Annotated in this window: 25 protein-coding genes; 10 read left to right on the top strand and 15 right to left on the bottom strand. The window is 68.0% G+C overall.

Annotated features, from left to right (window positions below; translation table 11 throughout):
* The first annotated feature begins 51 nt into the window (after positions 1-51).
* Positions 52-858: a uracil-DNA glycosylase gene (locus ODR01_RS13125; RefSeq protein WP_316978125.1), complete on the top strand. Its 807-nt coding sequence runs from the start codon at positions 52-54 to the stop codon at positions 856-858.
* Between the two features lie 12 nt (positions 859-870).
* Here the strand turns inward: ODR01_RS13125 and ODR01_RS13120 are convergent, their stop codons facing one another.
* Together ODR01_RS13120 and ODR01_RS13115 are read right to left on the bottom strand one after the other, a co-directional pair.
* Complete coding sequence (locus tag ODR01_RS13120) at positions 871-1,086, bottom strand: helix-turn-helix domain-containing protein (RefSeq protein WP_316978124.1); 216 nt, start codon at positions 1,084-1,086, stop codon at positions 871-873.
* 14 nt (positions 1,087-1,100) lie between these two features.
* On the bottom strand, positions 1,101-1,658 hold the full coding sequence (locus ODR01_RS13115) for a DUF2975 domain-containing protein (RefSeq protein WP_316978123.1): 558 nt from the start codon (positions 1,656-1,658) through the stop codon (positions 1,101-1,103).
* Positions 1,659-2,063: 405 nt separating this feature from the next.
* Here ODR01_RS13115 and ODR01_RS13110 point away from each other — a divergent pair, with 405 nt between their 5' ends.
* A complete protein-coding gene (locus tag ODR01_RS13110; protein ID WP_316978122.1) occupies positions 2,064-3,803 on the top strand; it encodes a lytic transglycosylase domain-containing protein in 1,740 nt (579 codons plus the stop codon).
* On the top strand, positions 3,784-4,320 hold the full coding sequence (gene moaB, locus ODR01_RS13105; protein ID WP_316978121.1) for a molybdenum cofactor biosynthesis protein B: 537 nt from the start codon (positions 3,784-3,786) through the stop codon (positions 4,318-4,320). Before ODR01_RS13110 ends, moaB begins: the two co-directional genes overlap by 20 nt.
* On the opposite strand, the gene ODR01_RS13100 is transcribed toward moaB, so the two are convergent.
* Together ODR01_RS13100 and ODR01_RS13095 are read right to left on the bottom strand one after the other, a co-directional pair.
* Positions 4,317-4,928, bottom strand: a complete 612-nt coding sequence (locus tag ODR01_RS13100; RefSeq protein ID WP_316978120.1) for a TIGR04282 family arsenosugar biosynthesis glycosyltransferase — start codon at positions 4,926-4,928, stop codon at positions 4,317-4,319. The genes moaB and ODR01_RS13100 overlap by 4 nt on opposite strands.
* On the bottom strand, positions 4,925-5,596 hold the full coding sequence (locus ODR01_RS13095; RefSeq protein WP_316978119.1) for a TIGR04283 family arsenosugar biosynthesis glycosyltransferase: 672 nt from the start codon (positions 5,594-5,596) through the stop codon (positions 4,925-4,927). The genes ODR01_RS13100 and ODR01_RS13095 overlap by 4 nt, the downstream gene beginning before the upstream one ends.
* A gap of 127 nt (positions 5,597-5,723) precedes the next feature.
* Between ODR01_RS13095 and ODR01_RS13090 the strand changes: the two genes are divergently transcribed.
* The 5 genes from ODR01_RS13090 (at position 5,724) to ODR01_RS13070 (ending at position 9,542) form a co-directional block, all read left to right on the top strand.
* Positions 5,724-6,155: a DUF2141 domain-containing protein gene (locus tag ODR01_RS13090; protein ID WP_316978118.1), complete on the top strand. Its 432-nt coding sequence runs from the start codon at positions 5,724-5,726 to the stop codon at positions 6,153-6,155.
* Positions 6,156-6,202: 47 nt separating this feature from the next.
* The gene (locus tag ODR01_RS13085) at positions 6,203-7,291 is read left to right on the top strand and encodes a PA0069 family radical SAM protein (RefSeq protein WP_316978117.1); all 1,089 of its coding nucleotides are present in this window, start codon (positions 6,203-6,205) and stop codon (positions 7,289-7,291) included.
* A gap of 103 nt (positions 7,292-7,394) precedes the next feature.
* Positions 7,395-7,706: a hypothetical protein gene (locus ODR01_RS13080; RefSeq protein WP_316978116.1), complete on the top strand. Its 312-nt coding sequence runs from the start codon at positions 7,395-7,397 to the stop codon at positions 7,704-7,706.
* Complete coding sequence (locus tag ODR01_RS13075) at positions 7,703-8,371, top strand: ribonuclease HII (RefSeq protein WP_316978115.1); 669 nt, start codon at positions 7,703-7,705, stop codon at positions 8,369-8,371. Before ODR01_RS13080 ends, ODR01_RS13075 begins: the two co-directional genes overlap by 4 nt.
* A gap of 88 nt (positions 8,372-8,459) precedes the next feature.
* Positions 8,460-9,542, top strand: coding sequence for a site-specific DNA-methyltransferase (locus tag ODR01_RS13070; protein ID WP_316978114.1), 1,083 nt, complete (start codon positions 8,460-8,462; stop codon positions 9,540-9,542).
* A 124-nt stretch (positions 9,543-9,666) separates the two neighbouring features.
* On the opposite strand, the gene ODR01_RS13065 is transcribed toward ODR01_RS13070, so the two are convergent.
* The 5 genes from ODR01_RS13065 to ODR01_RS13045 form a co-directional block, all read right to left on the bottom strand.
* A complete protein-coding gene (locus ODR01_RS13065; protein ID WP_316978113.1) occupies positions 9,667-10,500 on the bottom strand; it encodes a lysophospholipid acyltransferase family protein in 834 nt (277 codons plus the stop codon).
* Between the two features lie 26 nt (positions 10,501-10,526).
* A complete protein-coding gene (locus ODR01_RS13060) occupies positions 10,527-11,306 on the bottom strand; it encodes a GNAT family N-acetyltransferase (protein ID WP_316978112.1) in 780 nt (259 codons plus the stop codon).
* A 203-nt stretch (positions 11,307-11,509) separates the two neighbouring features.
* Positions 11,510-12,391, bottom strand: coding sequence for a 3-hydroxybutyryl-CoA dehydrogenase (locus tag ODR01_RS13055; protein WP_316978111.1), 882 nt, complete (start codon positions 12,389-12,391; stop codon positions 11,510-11,512).
* Positions 12,392-12,580: 189 nt separating this feature from the next.
* Positions 12,581-13,516, bottom strand: a complete 936-nt coding sequence (locus ODR01_RS13050; protein WP_316978110.1) for an electron transfer flavoprotein subunit alpha/FixB family protein — start codon at positions 13,514-13,516, stop codon at positions 12,581-12,583.
* On the bottom strand, positions 13,516-14,277 hold the full coding sequence (locus tag ODR01_RS13045; RefSeq protein WP_316978109.1) for an electron transfer flavoprotein subunit beta/FixA family protein: 762 nt from the start codon (positions 14,275-14,277) through the stop codon (positions 13,516-13,518). Before ODR01_RS13045 ends, ODR01_RS13050 begins: the two co-directional genes overlap by 1 nt.
* Positions 14,278-14,517: 240 nt before the next feature.
* Between ODR01_RS13045 and ODR01_RS13040 the strand changes: the two genes are divergently transcribed.
* Positions 14,518-16,005, top strand: coding sequence for a GGDEF domain-containing protein (locus ODR01_RS13040; RefSeq protein WP_316978108.1), 1,488 nt, complete (start codon positions 14,518-14,520; stop codon positions 16,003-16,005).
* Positions 16,006-16,009: 4 nt separating this feature from the next.
* Here the strand turns inward: ODR01_RS13040 and ODR01_RS13035 are convergent, their stop codons facing one another.
* The 4 genes from ODR01_RS13035 to ODR01_RS13020 form a co-directional block, all read right to left on the bottom strand.
* Positions 16,010-16,576, bottom strand: a complete 567-nt coding sequence (locus ODR01_RS13035; protein WP_316978107.1) for a cob(I)yrinic acid a,c-diamide adenosyltransferase — start codon at positions 16,574-16,576, stop codon at positions 16,010-16,012.
* Positions 16,577-16,579: 3 nt separating this feature from the next.
* The gene (locus ODR01_RS13030) at positions 16,580-16,795 is read right to left on the bottom strand and encodes a twin transmembrane helix small protein (RefSeq protein ID WP_316978106.1); all 216 of its coding nucleotides are present in this window, start codon (positions 16,793-16,795) and stop codon (positions 16,580-16,582) included.
* A gap of 76 nt (positions 16,796-16,871) precedes the next feature.
* A complete protein-coding gene (locus ODR01_RS13025; protein WP_316978105.1) occupies positions 16,872-17,312 on the bottom strand; it encodes a hypothetical protein in 441 nt (146 codons plus the stop codon).
* A 146-nt stretch (positions 17,313-17,458) separates the two neighbouring features.
* The gene (locus tag ODR01_RS13020) at positions 17,459-19,489 is read right to left on the bottom strand and encodes an aminopeptidase P family protein (RefSeq protein WP_316978104.1); all 2,031 of its coding nucleotides are present in this window, start codon (positions 19,487-19,489) and stop codon (positions 17,459-17,461) included.
* A 479-nt stretch (positions 19,490-19,968) separates the two neighbouring features.
* On the opposite strand from ODR01_RS13020, the gene ODR01_RS13015 reads away from it, so the two are divergent.
* Positions 19,969-20,235, top strand: coding sequence for a DUF1127 domain-containing protein (locus ODR01_RS13015; protein WP_316978103.1), 267 nt, complete (start codon positions 19,969-19,971; stop codon positions 20,233-20,235).
* Positions 20,236-20,340: 105 nt separating this feature from the next.
* On the opposite strand, the gene ODR01_RS13010 is transcribed toward ODR01_RS13015, so the two are convergent.
* Positions 20,341-20,661, bottom strand: coding sequence for a hypothetical protein (locus tag ODR01_RS13010; protein ID WP_316978102.1), 321 nt, complete (start codon positions 20,659-20,661; stop codon positions 20,341-20,343).
* Positions 20,662-20,680: 19 nt separating this feature from the next.
* The gene (locus tag ODR01_RS13005; protein WP_316978101.1) at positions 20,681-21,142 is read right to left on the bottom strand and encodes a TlpA disulfide reductase family protein; all 462 of its coding nucleotides are present in this window, start codon (positions 21,140-21,142) and stop codon (positions 20,681-20,683) included.
* Positions 21,143-21,275: the final 133 nt, after the last annotated feature.

Here is a 21,275-nt window from a genome sequence, read left to right as displayed (position 1 = left end):
GGAATATGAAGAAACAGTGGCCGCCATCGCGGACGGTGATAACCTAGACCGATGGAGCGCAAGCTGACCCCGCGGCAGGTCCTCGAATGGTATCTCGAGGCCGGCGTCGACGAAACCATCGGCGACGCCGCGGTCGACCGTTTCCTGGCATCGGCGGCGGTGCCGCCGGCCCCCGCCCCCGCCGCCCCGCCGGCCGCGGCGGCCGGACCGGCCCCGGCGACCGCCATGCCGGCCCCCCTCACCCCCTCCGAAGGCGCCGTCGGCGAGGCCCATCGCGCCGCGGCGGCGGCCACCAGCGTCGAGGCGTTGCGCCGGGTTCTCGAAGGATTCGACGGCTGCGCGCTCAAGAAAATGGCGACCAACCTCGTCTTCGGCGACGGCAACCCCGAGGCCGACATCCTGTTCATCGGCGAGGCGCCGGGCGCCGAGGAGGATCGCCAGGGCGTCCCCTTCGTCGGTCCCAGCGGCCAGCTTCTCGACCGGATGCTGGCCTCCATCGGCCTCGATCGCAGCCGCTTCTTCATCTCCAACACCGTGTTCTGGCGGCCGCCGGGCAACCGCAATCCGACAACCGGCGAGATGGCCGTCTGCATGCCGTTCGTCGAACGCCTGATCGAACTGGTCGATCCCAAAATCCTGGTGGCCGTCGGCGGCCCGGCCGCCAGCAGCCTGCTGGCCCAGAACGTCAGCGTAAGCCGCCTGCGCGGCCGTTGGTTCCCTTATTCGTCGCCGGGTTTGGCCCGGCCGATCGAGGCCACGGTCATTTACCATCCGGCCTTCCTGCTGCGCTCGCCCGCGCAAAAGCGGGCGGCGTGGCAAGATCTCATCGGCATCAAGCGCAAGCTCGCCTCGCTGTGAGCGCCGCAACGATCAGCCGCCGCCGTCTTGGCGGAATTCCAGCAGATCCCCCGGCTGGCAGTCGAGGGCGGCGCAGATCGCCTCGAGGGTCGCGAAGCGCACGCCTTTGACCTTGCCGGACTTCAGCAGCGACAGGTTCTGTTCGGAAAGGCCGATCTGCGCGGCCAGATCCTTCAGCCTGACCTTCCGCCGGGCCATCATGACGTCGAGGGTTACGATCACAGCCATCCGAATCGTCCCGCCTAAATGATCTGGGCCTGATCCTCGGCCAACTCCCGGGCCTCGTCCATGACCCAGGCGATGACCAGGAACATCGCCCCCATGAACAAGGTAACCAGTTGCGACGAGGAAAAGCCGACGGACAGCAGGCGCTGGCCCGGCGGGTTGCCGAGCGTGACGGCCAGGATCGTCAGCGTGTTCTCCAGCGGGCTGACCAGGGTCATCGCCAGGACCGCCAGCGCGAAGCGGCGCATCCGCTGCGCATTCTCCGCCGTAAAGATCTGCCCGCGGCCGTACAACCCGAACAGGGCGCGCAGCTGCCACAAGGCGTAAACCATCAGGCCGCCGGGAAGCATGGAGGAAAGGAAGCCGAGGCCGAGCGAATAGGCGGGAATCGGTTGTGGGACCTGGATATGCCCTCCCACCCACGGGCGGAATCCCGTGACCTCGCCGCCGCCGAACAGCCACCAGTCCAATGTGGCCCATATTGCCGCCAGCCCGATGGGGATGACCGGTATGGCAACCGTGCAGGCCCACTTCAGGAGGCGACTGGTTTTTTGAACATGGCGAAGGTTCTTCATGGCGGCCTCGCGTCGAAAAGCGCTTACGGGTGAACGAGGCGCTCACCATAAAACATGATTTTATTAATGTAAAACATTAAATTTTCAATCCCGGTCATAAAGAACGCCACGCCGATCAATGGCCACAGCCGCCCGCCGCCGCCATGAAATTCGCACCCCCCGGCATTCCCCGGCAATGCCTGCGGAGACCTCTATCCATGGGAAAGAAACGCCATGATTGTTTTGGTTGCCCGCTCTCCGCCGATAGCTTATAAAATTTCCAGGGAATTTTGGGTTCATTGATGTTTTGACGTGTTAATGTTTGAACGCCTTGGGTTTTGTCTTTTAGCGTTCTGCTTTTTCGTTTCCGGCTCCGTTCAGGGACCGGAAGAAGCCTTGGCCGCCGAGCCGATGTCCGAAATGGGCATGGAAATGGCATCCCTGACCCCGGCCTCCGGTTGGACCGATTCCCTGGCGGCGCTCCCCAAGATTCTTTCCGACGACGACATCTCCCGCTACCGGGAGATTTTTTCGCTGCAGGAAGACGGTAACTGGCGGGCGGCGGACAAACGCATCGAGGCCCTCGAAAACCGCATCCTCATGGGCCACGTCCTGGCCCAACGCTACCTGCACCCCACCAAGTATCGATCGCACTATAAGGAATTGAGGGACTGGCTGGCGGAATATGCCGACCATCCGGATGCGCCGCGGATCCACCAGGTGGCCCGGAGCCGCCGTCCGGCCAACGCCAAGGCGCCGACGCCGCCCGTCAACGCCGGCAACGGGCTGAGCGCCAGGCCCCTGGACATCCCGGCCGAAGTACGGCCGGCGCGCAAGGCGATGTCGGCGGCCGACCGGAAGAAGGTCGACGCGCTGCGGGGTCAGGTCCGCGGCCACCTGAAGAACGGCCACACCCTGGCCGCCAAGCGCATTCTCGAATCCGACGAAGCGAAGAAGCGGTTCGATCCCTTCGATTTCGACCGCACCCAGGCCGCCCTGGCCAACCGCTATTTTCTCGACGGGGAAGACGAGCAGGCCTATGCCTGGGCCAGCCGCGCGGCCGCCCGCTCGGGCCATTACCTCCCGGAGGCACAATGGGTCGCCGGCCTCGCCGCCTGGCGGCTGGGCAAGCTGGACAAGGCGTCGGCGCATTTCCAGGCCGTCGCCCAGTCGCCCAACAGTTCGGAGTGGATGATTTCGGCCGGCGCCTTCTGGGCGGCCCGCGCCCACCTGGTCAATCGCAAGCCCGCCGAGGTCAACCGCCTGCTGGGCAAGGCCGCCGCCTACCCGCGCACCTTCTACGGCCTGCTGGCCCGGCGCATCCTCGGCATGCCGACCGCCTTCAGCTGGACCCTTCCGCCGCTGGAGGAAGCCGCCATCGACGAGGTCGCCGCCACGCCGGCCGGCCAGCGGGCGCTGGCCCTCATCGAGACGGGAGAGGAAGACCGGGCGGAACAGGACCTGCGCCTGCTGGTCTCGCGCAGCGGTGCCGACCTCGCGCGCGGCGTCATGGCGCTGGCCAGCCGGGCCGGCATGCCGGCCCTGGCCATCCGCCTGAACCTGGCGCTCTTTCCCGGCGGCGGCGGTTTCGACGGGGCGGCCTTCCCGATTCCCCGATGGACGCCCGAGAACGGCTTTCGGGTGGACCGGGCGCTGGTCTATGCCCTCATCCGCCAGGAATCCCAGTTCAACCCCAACGCCACCAGTTGGGCCGGCGCGCGCGGGCTGATGCAGTTGATGCCCGGCACCGCCAGCTTCGTGGCCCGCGACCGTCGCCTGCGCAGCACCAACCGCCACCGCCTGTACGACCCCGACGTCAATCTCGAACTCGGTCAGGCCTATATCGAAATCCTGCTCAACGAAGGGCATATCGGCAGCGATCTTTTCCATCTGGCGGCGGCGTGGAACGGCGGCCCCGGCAACCTCAGCAAGTGGCAGCGCCGCGGCAACGGCGCCGACGACGCCCTGCTTTTCATCGAGAGCATCCCGTCGGCGGAAACCCGCAATTTCATCGAGCGGGTGCTGACCAACCTTTGGATCTATCGCGACCGATTGGGCCAGCCCAATCCGTCGCTGGACGCCCTGGCGTCGGGCGACCGGCCCATTTACGTGCCGCTCGACGCGCAACCCATGAACGTAGCGCAACATGGCCAAGATAACCGGTGACCGTCCGTTCCTTCCGGTCAACATCGCGGTGCTGACGGTGTCGGACAGCCGCACGCTGGAAACCGACAAATCGGGGCAGACGCTGGTCGAGCGCATCGCCGCCGCCGGCCACACCGTGGCGGCGCGCCGGATCGTCAAGGACGACATCGCCGCCATCGTCGCCGTCCTCAAGCAGTGGATCGCCGATCCCGCCATCGACGCCGTCATCGCCACCGGCGGCACCGGGGTGACCGGGCGCGACATCACGCCGGAAGCCTTCGCCCAGGTGGTCGAAAAGGAGATCCCCGGCTTCGGCGAACTGTTCCGCATGCTGAGCTATCAGAAGATCGCCACCTCGACCATCCAGTCCCGGGCCACGGCCGGGGTCGCCGGGGGCACCTATCTTTTCGCCGTGCCCGGTTCGCCCGGCGCCTGCAAGGACGCCTGGGACGACATCCTGGTCCACCAGTTGGATTCCCGCCACAAGCCCTGCAACTTCGTCGAACTGATGCCGCGCCTCAAGGAACACCTGTCCTAGCCACGGCGGCCGGTGCCCTTGAGCCAGCGGGCCAGGGCGGCACCGTCGTCGACGTCCTCCAGCACCTCCAGGTGGGCCGCCGTCTGGCCGGGCCCCAGGTTGGCCAGGGTATCGGTCAGCGCGTGTTCGGAAGACCAGCGGACGCCCGCGAACAGGCGGGCCACGCGCGGCCGGCGCCTTAAGCCCATCAGCCAATAGCCGCCGTCGGAGGCCGGACCGAACACCGCGTCGTGGCGGCCGAGCGCGGCGAAGGCCGCCGCGACGTGCCGGCGGGAAAGGCCGGGAATGTCGGTGCCGACGATGACGACGGGGCCGGGCGGCAACCGGCGCATCGCCCGGTCCATGCGATCCCCGAGGTCGCCTTCCCCCTGCGGGATGACGGTCCAGCCGGCCGGCCACAGGGCCTGGCGGGCCGCCCCGGCGTCGGGCGTCACCGCCACCCAGGCGCGCCAGCGGCCGCGCCCGGCCAGCCGCCGCAGGACGGAGGCAAGCGTGCGCCGGTAGAACGCCCAGGCGGCCACCGGACCGATGTCCCTGGCCAGCCGGCTTTTGACCCGGCCCAGGCGCGGCGCCTTGGCGAAGACCACCAGATGATGGGGAAGGCTCATCGGTAGAGCCGCTCGATCCGCTTGGGATCGACGCCCAGGAAGAAGAGCGAGAGGCAGACGAGGTTGCGCAGGCCGCGGCGCATGTAGCCCTCGTTGCGATAGCGGACCGCCGAGGTGACGGCGGCGGCGTCGAGCACCGCCAGCCGGGAGCGGCCGATGCGCCGCGCCAGATCGACGTCCTCCATCAGCGGCATCGGCGAAAAACCGCCGACGGCGGCATAGAAGTCGCGGGCGATGAGAAGGCCCTGATCGCCGTAGGGCAGGCCCAACCCCCGCGTCCGCCAGTCGACCCACCGCTCCAGCCGGCGCGCCGCCGGGGACGGGTCGTCCAGCGCGAAGCAAAAGACCGCCGCCCGCTCGCGGCTGGCCGGATCGTCGATGAAGCCGGCGAGCGCCCGATCCCAGCCCGGCGCCGGCACCGTGTCGGCGTGCAGGAACAAAAGCCAGTCGCCGGTTGCCGCCGCCGCCCCCGCCGCCAGTTGCATGCCCCGCCCGCGCGGCGCCGCGATCACCCGGGCGCCGGCCCGGGTGGCGATGGCGCGGGTGGCGTCGGTCGAGCCGGCGTCGACCACCAGCACCTCGCCGACCCCGGTGGCGGCGGTCACGGCGTCCAGCGTCGCGCCAAGGGTGCCGCCGGCCTGCAACGTGGGGATGACGACGCTCAGCATCCGCTAGCCGTACCACACCGCGGCCGCCGGTCCAATTCCGTCGCGCGCCGGCGGGCGGGCGTTTCGGGGTTTTCCAAGGCGGCCCGTTCGGCCATCATCGGCATCGATGGTGGGAGTCATCCGGGACATGTCGGGCAAGACCTTCGTCGTATCGGCCGCCTTGGCGGCGGCGATCCTTTTCGCCGGGGACGCGGCGGCGGCCGACCTGACGGTGACGGTCACGGGGCTGCGCTCGGACCAGGGGACGGTTCACGTCGCGCTTTACGATTCCCGCGACGGTTTTCCGGACGGCGATTACATCCTGGAGGACCGGGTGGTGCCGGCCGCGAGCGCGGTGGCCCGCTTCGCCGGCATCGCGCCCGGCACCTATGCCGTCGCCGTCTATCACGACGAAAACGACAACGACGAGTTCGACCAGGGTTTTCTCGGCATTCCGCGCGAAGGCTATGCCTTCAGCAGCGGGGCGCAGGCGCTGTTCGGCCCGCCCGATTTCGATGACGCCGCCTTCGGTGTCGAGGCCGGCGGCACCGCCATCGCCATTCCCATGACCTATTGGTAGCGCGAATGTTCTTGAATTGTTCCTGACGAGCCCCGATATTTCGAGGCATGGAAGAGTGCCTGCCCGATAGGCCCCGCAAGGGACGGGGCGCGGTCGGCAATCCGACCGGACGCTTCGAGCGCGAAATCCGCCACGCCGTCGATGACGGCTGGGGGCCGGCGGAGGACGATCTGCCACCGCTGCGCACCACCGTCACCGACGAAAAGCCCCGCGCCATCATTTCGCGCAACGCCTCGCCGGACATCTTCTTCAATCAGTCGATCAACCCCTACCGCGGCTGCGAGCATGGCTGCATCTACTGCTTCGCGCGGCCGACCCACGCCTACATGGGCCTTTCCCCCGGGCTCGACTTCGAAACCCGCCTGTTCGCCAAGCCCGACGCCGCGCTTCTTCTGGAAAAGGAACTGTCCAAACCGGGCTATGTCGCCCAGCCGATCATGCTGGGCGCCAACACCGATCCTTACCAGCCGATCGAGCGGGACCGCAAGATCACGCGGGGAATCCTGGAGGTGCTGGCCCGCTTCCGCCATCCGGTGATGATCACCACCAAGTCGGCGCTCGTCGCCCGCGACCTCGACATCCTGGCCCCGATGGCGGCGGATCGGCTGGTCAGCGTCGGCATCTCGCTGACGACGCTGGACAAGGACCTGGCCCGGCGGATGGAACCGCGCGCCGCGGCACCTTACCGGCGGATCGAAACCATCGCCGCGCTCAGCGCCGCCGGCGTGCCGGTGTCGGCGCTGGTTTCGCCGGTCATCCCCTTTCTCACCGAATCGGAAATCGAGCGCATCCTGGAGGCGGCGGCGGCGGCCGGCGCCCGGGCCGCCGGCTACATCCTGCTGCGCCTGCCGCTGGAGTTGAAGGAGCTGTTCACCGACTGGCTGGAGAGCCATTTCCCGGGCCGCGCCCACCACGTGCTCAACCGGTTGCGCGAAAGCCGCGACGGCCAGCTCTACGTCGCCGAATTCGGCGCCCGCATGCGCGGCCACGGCGTCTTCGCCGACTTGATCGAGCAGCGGTTCCGCCTGGCCTGCCGCAAGCACGGCCTCATCTCCGGCCACGACCGGAGCATGGCACTCGACGCCGGCAGGTTCCGGGTTCCGCCGCGGCCGGGCGATCAACTGCAACTGCTGTAGGCCAAACCCAAGATTTCGCGTTTCCGCCGTCCCCCGAAGCGGCTATCCTGGCAATCGAACCGCCCGTCGAGGCGGAGCGATCAAAAGGGGGACGAGCCACCTGATGGACAGCATCGAAGCCGGACAGCGCGTCAAGATTCCCGTTCATCTGCTGACGGCGCCGTTTCCCGACCAGATCGTGGCGATGATCCGCTTCGACGGCAAGAACGTCTCGGGGATTCTCGACCGCGACGAGGTCATCGACGTCAGCGGCCAGTCGGGTTTCGTGCGGGCCGAGATCATCGCCATCAAGGCCGACACCGTGACCCTGGCGGTGCCCAAGGGGCTTTCCGCCGGCACCTTCAGCCGCAACGGCCGCGCCGTCCTGCCGCTGGCCTGGGCGCGCGAAAACCTGGTTCTCGATTCCGCGCCATGACGCCGCGCCAGCCCCTGCTGTGGCCGGACGCCCCGCTGAGGCCGGACTTCAGCCTGGAAGACGCCGCCATTCGCCAGGGCCATGCCATCATTGCCGGCATCGACGAGGCCGGACGCGGCCCGTGGGCGGGGCCGGTGGTGGCCGCCGCCGTCATCCTTAATCGCGCCCTTTTGCCCACGGAAATCGCGGAGGCCATCAACGATTCCAAGAAGCTGACGGCGACGCAGCGCGAAAGCCTGTTCGCCGTGCTGCCGGCCTTCGCCGCCATCGGGGTCGGCCAGGCCCACGTCGAGGAGATCGATCGCAACAACATCCTCAACGCCACCCTCACCGCCATGTCCCACGCGCTCGACGCGCTGCCGGTCCTTCCCGACATCGCGCTCATCGACGGCAACCGCATGCCCGATCTTGCCTGCAAGGGACGCTGCGTGGTCCGCGGCGACGCCCGCAGCCTGTCCATCGCCGCCGCCTCGATCGTCGCCAAGGTGACCCGCGATCGCATCATGGCCAAGCTCGCCATCGTGCATCCCGGCTATGGCTGGGAACACAACGCCGGCTACGGCACCGCCGAGCACCGCGCCGGGCTGGAACGGCTGGGCGTGACGCCCGAACACCGCAAGAGCTTCGCCCCCGTCATCAAGATGTTGCGGCCGGTTGACGCCTGACTCCCACATCTTGCATCAGGAAATTCCCCTAACCCGTTGATTCCGTTTGTTCTTGACGGCGATTCCGGCGTGACTCATTGTGCCGGCCATGTCACAGAACAAAACAATCCCCGCGAACAAGATCCTGGTCGGCGACTGCGTGGCGCTGATGAAGGACCTTCCCGAGGCATCGGTCGACGTGGTTTTTGCCGATCCTCCGTACAACCTGCAGCTCGGCGGCGACCTGCTTCGGCCCAACAACACCGCCGTCGACGGCGTCGACGACGAGTGGGATCACTTCGACGATCTTTCCACCTACGACGCCTTCTCGCGGGCCTGGCTGTCGGAGGCGCGGCGGTTGCTCAAGCCCAACGGCACGCTGTGGGTGATCGGCAGCTATCACAACATCTTCCGGGTCGGCTCGATCCTTCAGGATCTGGGGTTCTGGATTCTGAACGACGTCATCTGGCGCAAGACCAACCCGATGCCGAACTTCCGCGGACGGCGCTTCACCAACGCCCACGAGACGCTGATCTGGTGCGCCCGCGACAAGGAGGCGCGCTATCGCTTCAATTACGAGGCGATGAAAAGCCTGAACGACGATCTGCAGATGCGCTCGGACTGGACGCTGCCGCTGTGCACCGGCCAGGAGAGGCTGAAGATCGACGGCAAGAAGGCCCATCCCACCCAGAAGCCCGAGGCGTTGCTGCACCGCGTCATCCTGTCCTCGACCGAGGTCGGCGACGTCGTGCTCGATCCCTTCTTCGGCAGCGGCACCACCGGCGCCGTCGCCAAGCGGCTGCGCCGCCAGTTCATCGGCCTGGAACGCGACGCCGATTACGCCGCCGTCGCCAAGCGGCGGATCGAGCGGGTCAAGCCGACCGACGACGCCGATCTGGTCAGCACGCCCAGCAAGCGCAGCCAGCCCCGCATTCCCTTCGGCTGGCTGGTCGAGCGCGGCATCCTGCAACCGGGCGTTACGCTGACCGACGCCAGCCGCCGCTTCTCGGCCCGGGTACGCGCCGACGGCACGTTGATCACCTCGGACTTCCGGGGCTCCATCCACCAGGTCGGGGCCTACGTCCAGCAGGCGCCGGCGTGCAACGGCTGGCAGTTCTGGTGCACCGAGGTCAGGGGCCATTTGGTTCCCATCGACGTGCTGCGCCAGCAACTGCGCACCGAGATGCACTGAGCCGTTACGCGAACCCCTTTTTTCGTCACCCCGCGAAAGCGGGGGTCCAGACCAACCGCCCAACCTGGATTCCCGCTTGCGCGGGAATGACGATCAATTCGCGGTTGAGTTTTTGGGCTCTGGTTCAGGCGGCGGCGGGTTCCAGGTCCGGGAGATCGACATCGGGTTCGGCATTTTCCGCCGCCCCGGGGTGGGCCGGGATGGCGGCATGCCATCGGCCGGTCGCCATCGACAGCCCCTGCGACACCACTTCCCGGCAATGCCGGGCCAGATCCTTGCGGTCGGCGAAGGCCGAGGCCGCCACCGGCTCGTGGAAGATCACCTCGACCTCGGCGCCCTTGAGGCCGAAGACGGTGAACAGGTGCGGCAGCAGGGTCATCTCGCCGTACCAGGCGTAAAGGTTTTCGAGCCCGTGGGTCAGGGCCTTGCCGGCGGCGGCCCGGGGATAGGCGATGGACACCGGCTGCACCCACAGCGCCGGTCCATCCTCGGCCACGGCGAACAGCGCCGTCTTGAACGGCCGCACGGCGAAGCCGGCGGTGCTGGTGCCCTCGGGGAAGGCCAGCAGCGTTTCGCCCCGCCGAAGCCGTTCGCCCAGGCACCGGGCCTGGCGCCGCGCCTCGGCCGGCCGGCGGCTGATGAAGGCGGTGCGCACGAGGCGGGCCAGAAAGCCGAACAGCGGCCAGGCCGCCACGTCCTCCTTGGCCACGAACACGACGTCGAGAAGGCTGCCCAGGACCGGGACGTCGAGGTAGGAGACGTGATTGGCGACCATCAGGACCGGCCCGTCGCGCCATGGCGTGCCGGTGACCCGGACATCCAGCGCGGTAAGCCGGCAGGCACCCTTGAACCACAGGCGCATCAGCGCCTTGCGCCACCGTCGGCCGAACGGGCTGGCCAGCCCATAGAGCGCCACCAGGACCGCCGTCATCAGCAGGAAAAGCGCAAAGCGCCCCACGGCCCGAATCCACGAGGGGGAGGGGTTCAGGCCGCCAAAGGCTTCGGCGAATCCATATAGTGGCGACGGTATTTCGCTGAAATGGAATCCGTTTTGACGATGATGCATACGTCCGTCGTGTTGAACTGGAGGTCGACAACCGCGCCGTCGCCGACAAAGCCGCCGACGCGCAGATACCCTTTCATGAGCGGGGGCAGTCCGCTCAGCACCGCCGAGCGGTCGAGTTCCGCCGGCGGCAATACGCCCATCGCGACATAGCGTTCGTCGAGCGCCCGGGGCCGCAAGGTTTCCGGGGCCAGATGGAAGTGGTGGAGGTAGGAAAGCGCCGAGCGCACCGCCTGCGGTTCGGTCCCCGGCAGGCTGGCGCAGCCGAACATCAGCGCGATGTCGAAATCGTCGATGTAGGCGGCAAGGCCGCCCCACAGGATCTGCATGACGGCCCGCGTGCGATAGTCCCTGTCGACGCACGAGCGGCCCAGTTCGACGATCTCGCCGGGCTGGTCCACCAGGGGGCCGATGTCGAACTCCTGCTGGGTGTAGAAGCCCTGCGCGCGCGCCGCCACCGATTTGCGCAGGAGCCGGTAGGTGCCGACCACGTGCGGATGGCCGTTGCTGCGCTGGGGATCGATCACCAACAGGTGGTCGCAGATATCGTCGAAGGCATCGAAATCCCGTTGCCGGAGACGCATCTCGGCCGTCGGGGTGGCGCCCATCTCGTCGTAGAAGACCCGGTAGCGCAAGGCCTGGGCGGCTTCCAGGTCGAGCGGCGTCTCGGCGAGGCGAACCTGAAGCTTGGTCGTCGACAAACCCCAACCGTCCCTTCGTCGGATCGAAGACAGGAACCCGGCAAGCCGTCTCGACTGGACCCACCGGCTTTTTCACGGCTGCCAGTCTGCCCGGCACCGGCGACGGTTCGATGACGGTTCGACGAAGGATTTGCGACGGTTTCCGGCGGCAAGAAAACGGGGCCCGCCGGGCCCCGTTTGCAACGCCTTGAAAGGACGGCCGCTCAGCGCGTGGGCTCGGGCTCGTCCTTCGAATAGTCGTAGAAGCCGCGGCCCGACTTGCGGCCCAGCCAGCCGGCCTCGACGTACTTCACCAGCAGCGGGCACGGCCGGTACTTGGTGTCGGCCAGCCCCTCGTGCAGGGTGTTCATCACCGCCAGGCAGAAGTCCAGCCCGATGAAATCGGCCAGTTCCAGCGGCCCCATCGGGTGCCGGCAGCCCAGCCGCATGGCGGTGTCGATGGCCTTGACCGAGGCCACGCCCTCGTAAAGGGCGTAGACCGCCTCGTTGATCATCGGCATCAGGATGCGATTGACGATGAAGGCCGAGAAATCCTCGACGGCGACCGGCGTCTTGCCCAGCTTGAGAACGAAGCTTTCGACCGCGCGGAAGGTGTCGACGTCGGTGGCGATGCCGCGGATCAGTTCGACCAGGTCCAGCATCGGCGCCGGATACATGAAATGAATGCCGAGGAACCTGCCCGGCCGGTCGGTCGTCGCGGCCAATCGGGTGATCGAGATCGACGACGTGTTGGTGGCCAGCAGAGCCTCGGGCTTGAGGTGCGGACAGATCGCCTTGTAGGCGGCCTTCTTGATCTGCTCGTCCTCGTTCACCGCCTCGATCACCAGGTCGCGGTCGGCGAAGGCCGAGACCTCGGTCCCCGAAGTGATGCGCGCCATCGCCGTCTTGCTGTCGGCCTCGGTGATCCTCTCCTTGGCGACCTGGCGGCCGAGGTAATGCTCGATGGCGGCCAGCCCCTGGCGTAGACGATCGGGATCGATGTCGACCAGATGCACATCGAGGCCGCCCAGCGCGCAAACGTGGGAGATCCCTACGCCCATCTGCCCGGCGCCGACGACGCCGATCTTCCTGATGTCAACCGCCATGCTTTGTCCCCGTTCCGTCAAGTGGCACCCACCCCATCTCCATCTTACCCTCTCCGCCCTTGAGGGGGGAGAGGGAGGGGCCCGCGCCGCCGGCGCGGGAGGGTGAGGTGGGCCTCACCGCCTCTGGAATCCCCCACCTCACCTTGATCCTCTCCGCCCCCGGGGGCGGAGAGGAAAGCGGAAGCGGTCCTAGAGCTTGCCGAGTTCGGACGACAGCTCGGGCAGCGCCTTGAACAAATCCTCGACCAGACCGTAGTCGGCGACCTGGAAGATGGGCGCCTCCTCGTCCTTGTTGATGGCGACGATGACCTTGCTGTCCTTCATCCCGGCCAGGTGCTGGATGGCCCCCGAGATGCCGACCGCGATGTAAAGATCGGGCGCCACCACCTTGCCGGTCTGCCCGACCTGATAGTCGTTCGGCACGAAGCCGGCGTCAACGGCGGCGCGCGAGGCGCCGACGGCGGCGCCCAGCTTGTCGGCGACGTCTTCCAGCAGCTTGAAGTTCTCGCCGCTGCCCATGCCGCGGCCGCCCGAGATGATGCGCGACGCGCTGGTCAGTTCGGGGCGGTCGGACTTGGTGAGCCGCTGCTCGACGAAGGAGGACAGCCCGGGGTCGGCGGCGGCGGCCACCGGTTCGACGGCGGCGGAACCGCCCTCGGCGGCGGCCGCTTCGAAGGCGGTGCCGCGCACGGTGATCACCTTGATCTTGTCGGCCGACTGTACGGTGGCCAGGGCGTTGCCGGCATAGACCGGGCGCACGAAGGTGTCGGCGGATTCGACGGCGACGATTTCCGAGATCTGGGCCACGTCGAGGAGCGCCGCCACCCGCGGCAGGACGTTCTTGCCGAAAGTCGTCGCCGGGGCCAGAAGGTGGCTGAACCCGGGCGCCAGCCCGACGATGAGCGGGGTCAGGACCTCGGCCAAGCCATTGGCGTAGCGCGCATCGTCGGCCAGCAGCACCTTGGCGACGCCGGCCACCTTGGCGGCGGCGTCGGCCACCGCCCGGCAGGCGGCGCCGGCGACCAGCACGGTCACGTCGCCCAGCTTGGCTGCGGCCGTCACCGTATGCAGGGTCGAGGACTTCAGTTCGTTGTTGTCGTGTTCGGCAATGACCAGGACGCTCATCAGATCACCTTGGCCTCGTTCTTGAGTTTGCTCACCAGTTCGGCGACGCTCGCCACCTTCACGCCGCCCTTGCGCTTGGCCGGCTCGATGACCTTCAGCGTCTTGAGGCGCGGCGTCACATCGACCCCCAGGGCCGCCGGCTCGAGGGTATCGATCGGCTTTTTCTTGGCCTTCATGATGTTGGGCAGCGAGGCGTAGCGCGGTTCGTTGAGGCGCAAATCCACGCTGACCACCGCCGGCATCGTCAGCGATACCGTCTCCAGCCCGCCGTCGACCTCGCGAACCACTTGGACCTTGCCGTCGGCGACGGTCAGTTTGGAGGCGAAGGTGCCCTGCGCCCACCCCAACAGCGCGGCCAGCATCTGGCCGGTCTGGTTCGAGTCGTCGTCGATGGCCTGCTTGCCCAGGAGGACGAGCTGGGCCCCCTCCTTCTCGATCACCGCCTTCAGGATCTTGGCGACGGCAAGCGGCTGCATCTGGGTGTCGGTGGCAAGCTCGGTCTTAACCAGGATGCCCCGGTCGGCGCCCATCGCCAGCGCGGTGCGGATGGTTTCCTGGCTGGGCAGCCCGCCGATCGACACGGCGACCAGCTCGGTGGCTGTCCCCGCCTCCTTCAGGCGCACCCCTTCCTCGACCGCGATCTCGTCGAAGGGGTTCATGGACATCTTGACGTTGGCGGTCTCGACCCCGGTCTGATCCGACTTGACGCGGACATTGACGTTGTAGTCGATGACCCGTTTGACGGCGACTAGAACTTTCATGGACGGCCTTCGGCTGCTGGCGGTTTATCCCACGGTCGAGGGATTTTCCCGGACTCCCGAAAACGCCGAGAGACGCCGGTTTTCCAGGTAAATCATCCCTCTTGCATATACCGGGGCACCATACGGTCAAGCACCGAACCTGTCAACGAAACTGCCGGAAGGGGCGGCCGCCGCCGGACCATCCGGCGGGACGGGAAATCCCATCGCCGAACGCCGCCGGCTGGCCTATGATGCGGCGCCATGCGTCCGGTGTTTCTCACATGGGGCGGCGAATTCGCCGATCCGGTCCGCGAAGCCGACTATCAGGCGGAGCGGCTGGCGGAATCCGCACGGCACGCACGGCTGCTTTTCGGCTTCGCCCTTCTCATGAACCTTCTGTTCTATCTGAGCGACTGGCGGTTTTTCGGCCACCCGCATTTCGCCGTCTCGATGGTCGCCCGCAGCGTCATCGTCGCCGTCTCGCTGGCCGGCATGCTTGCCGCCGGCCGGATCGCCAGCTTTCGAATGCTGGCTTGGCTGGCCGCCACGTGGGCTTTTTTCGTCATCGCGGCATCGGTGGTGCTGATCGCCCCCCACAGCAGCCCCATCGGCCTGCTCATCACCTTTGTGATGCCGATGATTTACTACCTCGCCCTGTCGATGCCGTTCAGGTGGGCGCTGGTCTGCGGGCTGGGGGGCAGCATCGCGCCGCTGGCCGCGTACATGGCTTTCCTGCCGTCGCGGGAAACGTGGCCCGGACTGATTCTCGCGCTGATCACCCTCAACATTATCCTGGCGCTGGTGCTGATCCGCTCCAACCGGCTGCAACGGCTGGCCTGGGCGATAACCCAGGCCGAACGGGTGGCCAATCTCCAACTGGCCCGGCATCGCGAAACGCTGCAAGCCCTCCTCCAGGCGGTGCCGGCGCCGATGATCGTCGTGAACCGCAGGGACGGCACGATTCTTCAGGCCAACGAGGCGGCCCGCGGCTATTTCGGCGAAGGCCCGCTACGCCAACCGCACGCCATCCAGGCCAGCATCGAACGGCGCGATCTGCGCAAACTGACCATGATCCTGGAGGCGAACGGCAGGATCGACGGATTCGAGACCCGGCTGAAGCTGGCGGGCGGCGCGGTGCGCGACGTGCTGCTGTCGGCGACGACGGCCGAGGTCGACGGCGTCGCGGCCGTCCTGGTGGCGCTGACCGACATCACCGGGCGCAAGGAAATGGAAGCCAACCTCGAACGTTTGGCCAGCACCGATCCGCTGACCGGCCTGGTCAACCGGGCCCACTTCTTCGCCCTCGCCAAGGGCGAGATCCGGCGGTCTCGGCGCTATGGCCGGCCGCTGGCGGTGATCATGGCCGACATCGACCACTTCAAGCGGATCAACGACACCTACGGACACGGCGAGGGCGACCGCGCCCTGGCAAGCTTCGCCGACCTGTGCCGGAAGCTGGTGCGCGCCGAAGACACCGTCGCCAGGCTGGGCGGCGAGGAATTCGGCCTGCTGCTGCCGGAAACCGACGCCGACCAGGCCATGGCCCTGGCCAACCGCCTGCGCACCGCAGTCGAAGACCTGCATCTCGGCAGCCTGCCCGCGCCCATCACCATCAGCATCGGCATCTCGCAGTTCCTGGCGGGCGAAACCGCGCTGGACGCCGCGCTTTCCCGCGCCGACCAGGCGCTTTATGCCGCCAAGAGATCGGGACGCAACCGGGTCGTCCACTTCGACGCCGTCGCGGCGTAAGGACCTATTCGCGGTTCGCGCCGGGCTTCCACAGCACGTCGGCCCGCCCGCCGTCGTTGAGGTGGCGGGCCAGGACGAACAGGTGGTCGGACAGCCGATTGATATAGCGGAGCGCCGCCGGATTGAGCTCCTCCTCGGCGGCCAGGCGGGTCATCAGCCGCTCGGCGCGGCGCACCACCGTGCGGGCCACGTGAACCTGGGCCGCCGCCGGGGTGCCGCCCGGAAGAATGAAGGAGTCGAGCGGCCGCAAAGGGGCGTTCAGCGCATCGATCTCGCGTTCCAGCCGCTCGACCTGACCGTCCGACACGCGCAGGGCCTGCGGGCCGCGATGGCGCCCTTCCGGGGTGCACAGGTCGGCCCCGAGGTCGAACAGGTCGTTCTGCACGCGCTCCAGCATGGTGTCGGCCTCGCCCGCCGTCGCCAGCCTGGCCACGCCGATCGCCGCGTTGGCTTCGTCCACCGTACCGACGGCCTCGACCCGCAAGGCGTGCTTGGGCACCCGTTCGCCCGAGCCCAGCGACGTTTCGCCGCCGTCGCCGCCGCGGGTGTAGATGCGGGTCAGCCGAACCACGTCTCAGCCCTTCCCGAAATGATCGTAAGCCAGCAGCAGCAGGGCCGCCGCCACCAAGACCACGGCGGCGCCCTGGACCATGACCCTGAGGCGCATCAGCCGGTTGCCGAACCGTGCGTTGAAGGCGCCGCCCTTGACCATCGAGAACAGGCCGAGGGCGAGGACAAGGACGGTCGCCGCCAGAACCAGGACGATGATGACGTTCAAGACGCCGGCCATGACCCGCCGCTCCCTGCCCGCGGTCCTTGCGGCCGTTGGCTGGCCGCCCGGCCGGAAAGGCCGGGTCGGCGCCGCCTCATTTCTTGACGCTCTTGCCGGGGAAGATCACCGCGATGGGGGTATCCTCCAGCGTGGCCGCCGCCGGATTTTCCACCACCGGGTCCATGGCCTCGTTCAGGTACTTCACGACGCCGCCCTGGAACTCTTCCTTGATGAACGCCCAGCTGACGAACAGTCCGCCATTCACTTCCAGATTCATGACCTCGTCCATGTCGGCCATGTCATGAAGGGCCTTGGCCAGGTCGGGACTGGAACCCGCGTAAACCCACTGCGGGCGCAGGCCGCCATGCCAGATGACGAAGACGCCGCTTTTTTCGCTCAACCCCTCGGCTTCGGGGTCCAGCTTGGTGAACCGCCGGAACAGGCCAGAGGCCGAGCGCGACCACTTGGGGTCCTCCGGCGGTCCTCCCGCCGGCGGCTGTCGAGGCTTGCTCGCGAAGGTACCGAAAATCGCCATGCCGCCCGTATCCAAAATCCCGTCTTGTCGCCTGCGTCCGGGATCAGGGCGATCCCTGTCCGCACCCGTTTTTCACGGGTCAACCCGCAGAATGGTTAATATTCAACCGGAAATCAATTGCAAAGCATGGTCGCCGCCCATCCCCATCAGGGCAGGGGGCGGGTCGCCGCCGCCAGCCAGGCTTGCGCGGGCGGGTCCAGCAAGGGGGCGATCTCGGCCCGCACGCGGGCGTGGTAGGCATCCACCCACCGCCGCTCGCCGTCGGTCAATTGCGAGACGTCGACGAGTCCGCGGTCGAGGGGCGCCAGCGTCAGAACCTCGAAACCGAGGAATGGCCGCCCGCCGTCGCCGAGGCCCGGCCGCGCCTCGACGGCCAGCAGGTTTTCGATGCGGATGCCATAGGCGCCCTCGCGGTAGTATCCCGGCTCGTCGGACAGCACCATGCCGCCCTCCAGCGGCACCGTGCCGGCCCGCTTGGCGATGCGGCCCGGGCCTTCATGGACGCCCAGGCAACTGCCGACGCCATGGCCGGTGCCATGGTCGTAGTCGAGGCCGTCGTCCCACAGCGGGCGACGGGCCAGGACGTCGAGCTGCGAGCCCGAGGTCCCCTGCGGAAACACCGCCGTCGCCAGGGCGATGTGGCCCTTCAGCACAAGCGTGAAATGCCGGCGCATCTCCGCCGTCGGCCCGCCCACCGCCACGGTGCGCGTGACGTCGGTGGTGCCGTCTTCGTACTGGCCGCCGGAATCGATCAGGTAGAGCGTTCCCGGGGTGAGTTCGCGGTCGCTTTCGGCGGTGCCGCGGTAATGGACGATGGCGCCGTTGGGGCCGGCCCCGGAAATCGTCTCGAAGCTCGGGCCGCGGTAGCCGCCGGCGGCGCGGCGCAGCGTTTCCAGCCGGGCGGCGGCCGAGCTTTCCCTGACCCCACCCTTGGCCATCGCGCCGTCCAGCCAGGCCAGGAAACGGACCATGGCCGCGCCGTCGCGGCGGTGGGCGGCCCGCATGCCGGCCAGTTCGGCGGCGTTCTTGCAGGCCTTGGCCAGCAGGCAGGGATCGTCCCCTTCGCGCAGGCTGGCGCCGGCCCGTTCCAGCCGATGCCACACCCAGGCCGGCACGTTGTCGCGATCGAGGCGAACGGCGCGGCCGTCCCGGCCCAGCCGGTCGAGATCGGAAGCCAGCGCCGCCGGCTCGCGAAGGCGGACGCCGTCGCCCAGATGCCGGCGGGTTTCCGCCGGCACCTTGCGGCCGTCGACGTAGAGGTCGACCGTGGCGTCCTCGTGAAGCACGGCGAAAGCCAGCGTAAGCGGCGTGAACGGCACGTCGCCGCCGCGCACGTTCAACAGCCAGGCAATGGATTCCGAAGCGGCGATGAAGGCGCTTGCCGCGCCGTCGCGAACCATGGCCTCGGCCATCCGCCGCCGCTTGGCCTCCGACGGCTCGCCGGCGACCGTCAGCGGGTGGGCCACCATGGGAGAGAGCGGCATCGGCGGCCGATCCGCCCAGATAGCGTCGATCGGATTGTCGGCCACGGCCGTCAGTTCGGCCCCCGCCTTCTCGCAGGCCCGCCGCAGGGTCGCGGCCTGGGCGGCGGAATGCAGCCAGGGGTCGAAGCCAAGCCGGCCGCCGGCCCGCAGATGGTGGGCGATCCATTCGGCCGGCGGCTCGTCCGTCAGGTGGCGGTATTCGTAAAGCCCGCCGTCGACCTGCTTGCGCACCTGCAGCGTATAGCGGCCATCGACGAAGACGGCGGCCTTCTCCTTCAGGATCACCGCCGCGCCGGCCGAGCCGGTGAAGCCGGTGAGCCAGGCCAGCCGTTCGGCGGCGCCGGGCAGGTATTCGCCGGGATAGGCATCGGCGCGCGGCACCACGAAGCCGTCGAGACGCCGCCCCGCGAGATGGTCGCGCAGGGCGGCGAGGCGGGCGGCGGCATCCGACGCGACCGCCGGCTCGGCCGCCTTCGCCTGCCGGTAAAGGGCCCGCAGCGCGTCGCGCAGCCCATCCGCCGCGTCGATCGCCGGGGCCGGGGCGAGAAGGACCATCCAGCCATCCTCCTCGATGCCCGGAGGCGCCGCCGCCGCGCCGGCGGCAAGCGCGCGCACGGCGGCCGGCGTCAGCGCGATGCCGGCCGCGGCCAGCAGGGTTTCGAGACGGCTGTCGTCGAGAAGCGATCGATCCACTTCGCGTTTTCCCTTCGTCGGGTCCAGTGACTACCGTAGGTATGCGCCGGGCTCATCGCAAGGGCCGCCTCGGTGCCGCGCGCCGCCCGAGCCATGCACGCATCGTGGGGCTGCGCTGCAAAAATCGCGCTCCTTTTGGGGCGAAACCCCTCTATATCTACAACCGTTGGAGCATCGCCCCTCGTTTCGAGACCGTTTTCTCGAAAACGCGGTGCCTTCACCCCGAAAAAAACGAAGGGACCAAGATCATGCGGCAAGGCGCGCGTGTCGTTTGTTGCGCCGCTCCACAGTGGAGCGCCCGGACAGAAGAGCCGACCGGCCAAAGCCCGGACCTGCGGAACGTCTACCATTCCGCGTTCGAGGCGGTCGCGCGGCTGCTCGCCTGGCCTTTCCGCCACTTCCCCTTCGCCAACCGAAAAGCGTGATCCGGCATTTGGCCGGCACCTAAACCCAACAGACGCATGAAAAGGAAAGTCGCCATGAACGCTCTCAACGCCGTCCGCCGGGCCGTCATTGCCCCCGTCGTCACCTGGTACAACCGTCAGCGCATGCTCGAGGAACTGAATGGCCTGAGCGACCGCGTGCTGGCCGACATCGGCCTGACCCGTTCGCAAATTCCGGCCCTGGTCAAGCAGGCCTACCGGTCCGAGCAGGCGGTGCCGGCCGTTTCCGACATGCCGGCGCTTCGCGCCGAACCGCATGCGGCGGCCTCCAACGACCAGCTCAAGCAGCCGCTCGCGGCCTGACGAACCCCTTCCCTTCCTTCCTCATCCTCCCCCTCCTCCCCGCCTCAAGGCGTGGCCGGCGGTCCGACAGGGCCCCCCGCCACGCCTTTTCCTTGCACCGCCGCCTCACGGCTTGGCAGCGGCGCCAGCCTTGCGATAGCCGTGGCTCTGCATGCACTCGTTGAAGACCCGGTTCTTGAACAGCGAGGCCTCGTTGTCGGCCATCGTCGCCTGGAAGCGGTCGCCCGGCCCCATCGGCCCGCCGGTTTCGCGCGGATAGTCGTAGCGGTACCTGCGGTCGGCTTCCACCGCCGCGAAGGCCTGGCAGTTCTGCGTGAAGCGTTTCGCTTCGGCCGCGCCGGTGCCCGGCTTTTCCCACGTAGGAGCCGGCGCCGCGCAGGCGCAAAGAAGGCCCGCCAGGGCCACCATCACGATCGTTCTCGTCATCGTCTTGCCATCCTTTGCGTCATCGTTTCTTGCCGGTCAGGCAGTCTTCCACCAGGGCGACGGCATCCTCGGAATCCCACTCGGCGGCGCCGACCAAGCGGCCCCTGTCGCGGCCGGCCCCGTCGATCAGTACCGTCGTCGGCAGTCCCTGGACCCCCAGGGCGCGCGCCGCGCGCAGGCCCTGATCCAGCGCCACCGGCAGATGCCCGATGCCGTGTTGGGCAAAAAAGCCCTGCACCACCGGGGCGCCGCCGCGGTCGGAAGACAGCGCCAGCACCTCGATGCCGCGTCCGGCCAGACGGGCCCGCAGGCGGTCCAGCGCCGGCATTTCGGCCACGCACGGGACGCACCAGGTGGCCCAGAAGTTCAGAACCACGCCCTTGCCCTTGAAATCGGCAAGCGCGCGCGGCCTTCCATCGGCGTCGACGAACGGCACGTCGGGCAGCGGCGCCGGGTCCACCGCCGGCTGGAACGCCGCCACTTTTCCGCTTCCCGGACCGCATGTTCGCGTTTGCCTATCGGCATGATACAAGGCTATGGTCGCGACAAACGCCGCGACGACCCCTAGAGCAACCGACAGCGCAATGGCTGGTTTCACGTCAAAGCCTCGGCAG

This window comes from Shumkonia mesophila, assembly GCF_026163695.1.
GTDB classification, from domain to species: Bacteria; Pseudomonadota; Alphaproteobacteria; order Rhodospirillales; family Shumkoniaceae; genus Shumkonia; species Shumkonia mesophila.
The sequence above is the reverse complement of the archived record's forward strand: the minus strand, read 5'-3'. Positions and strand labels throughout refer to the sequence as shown.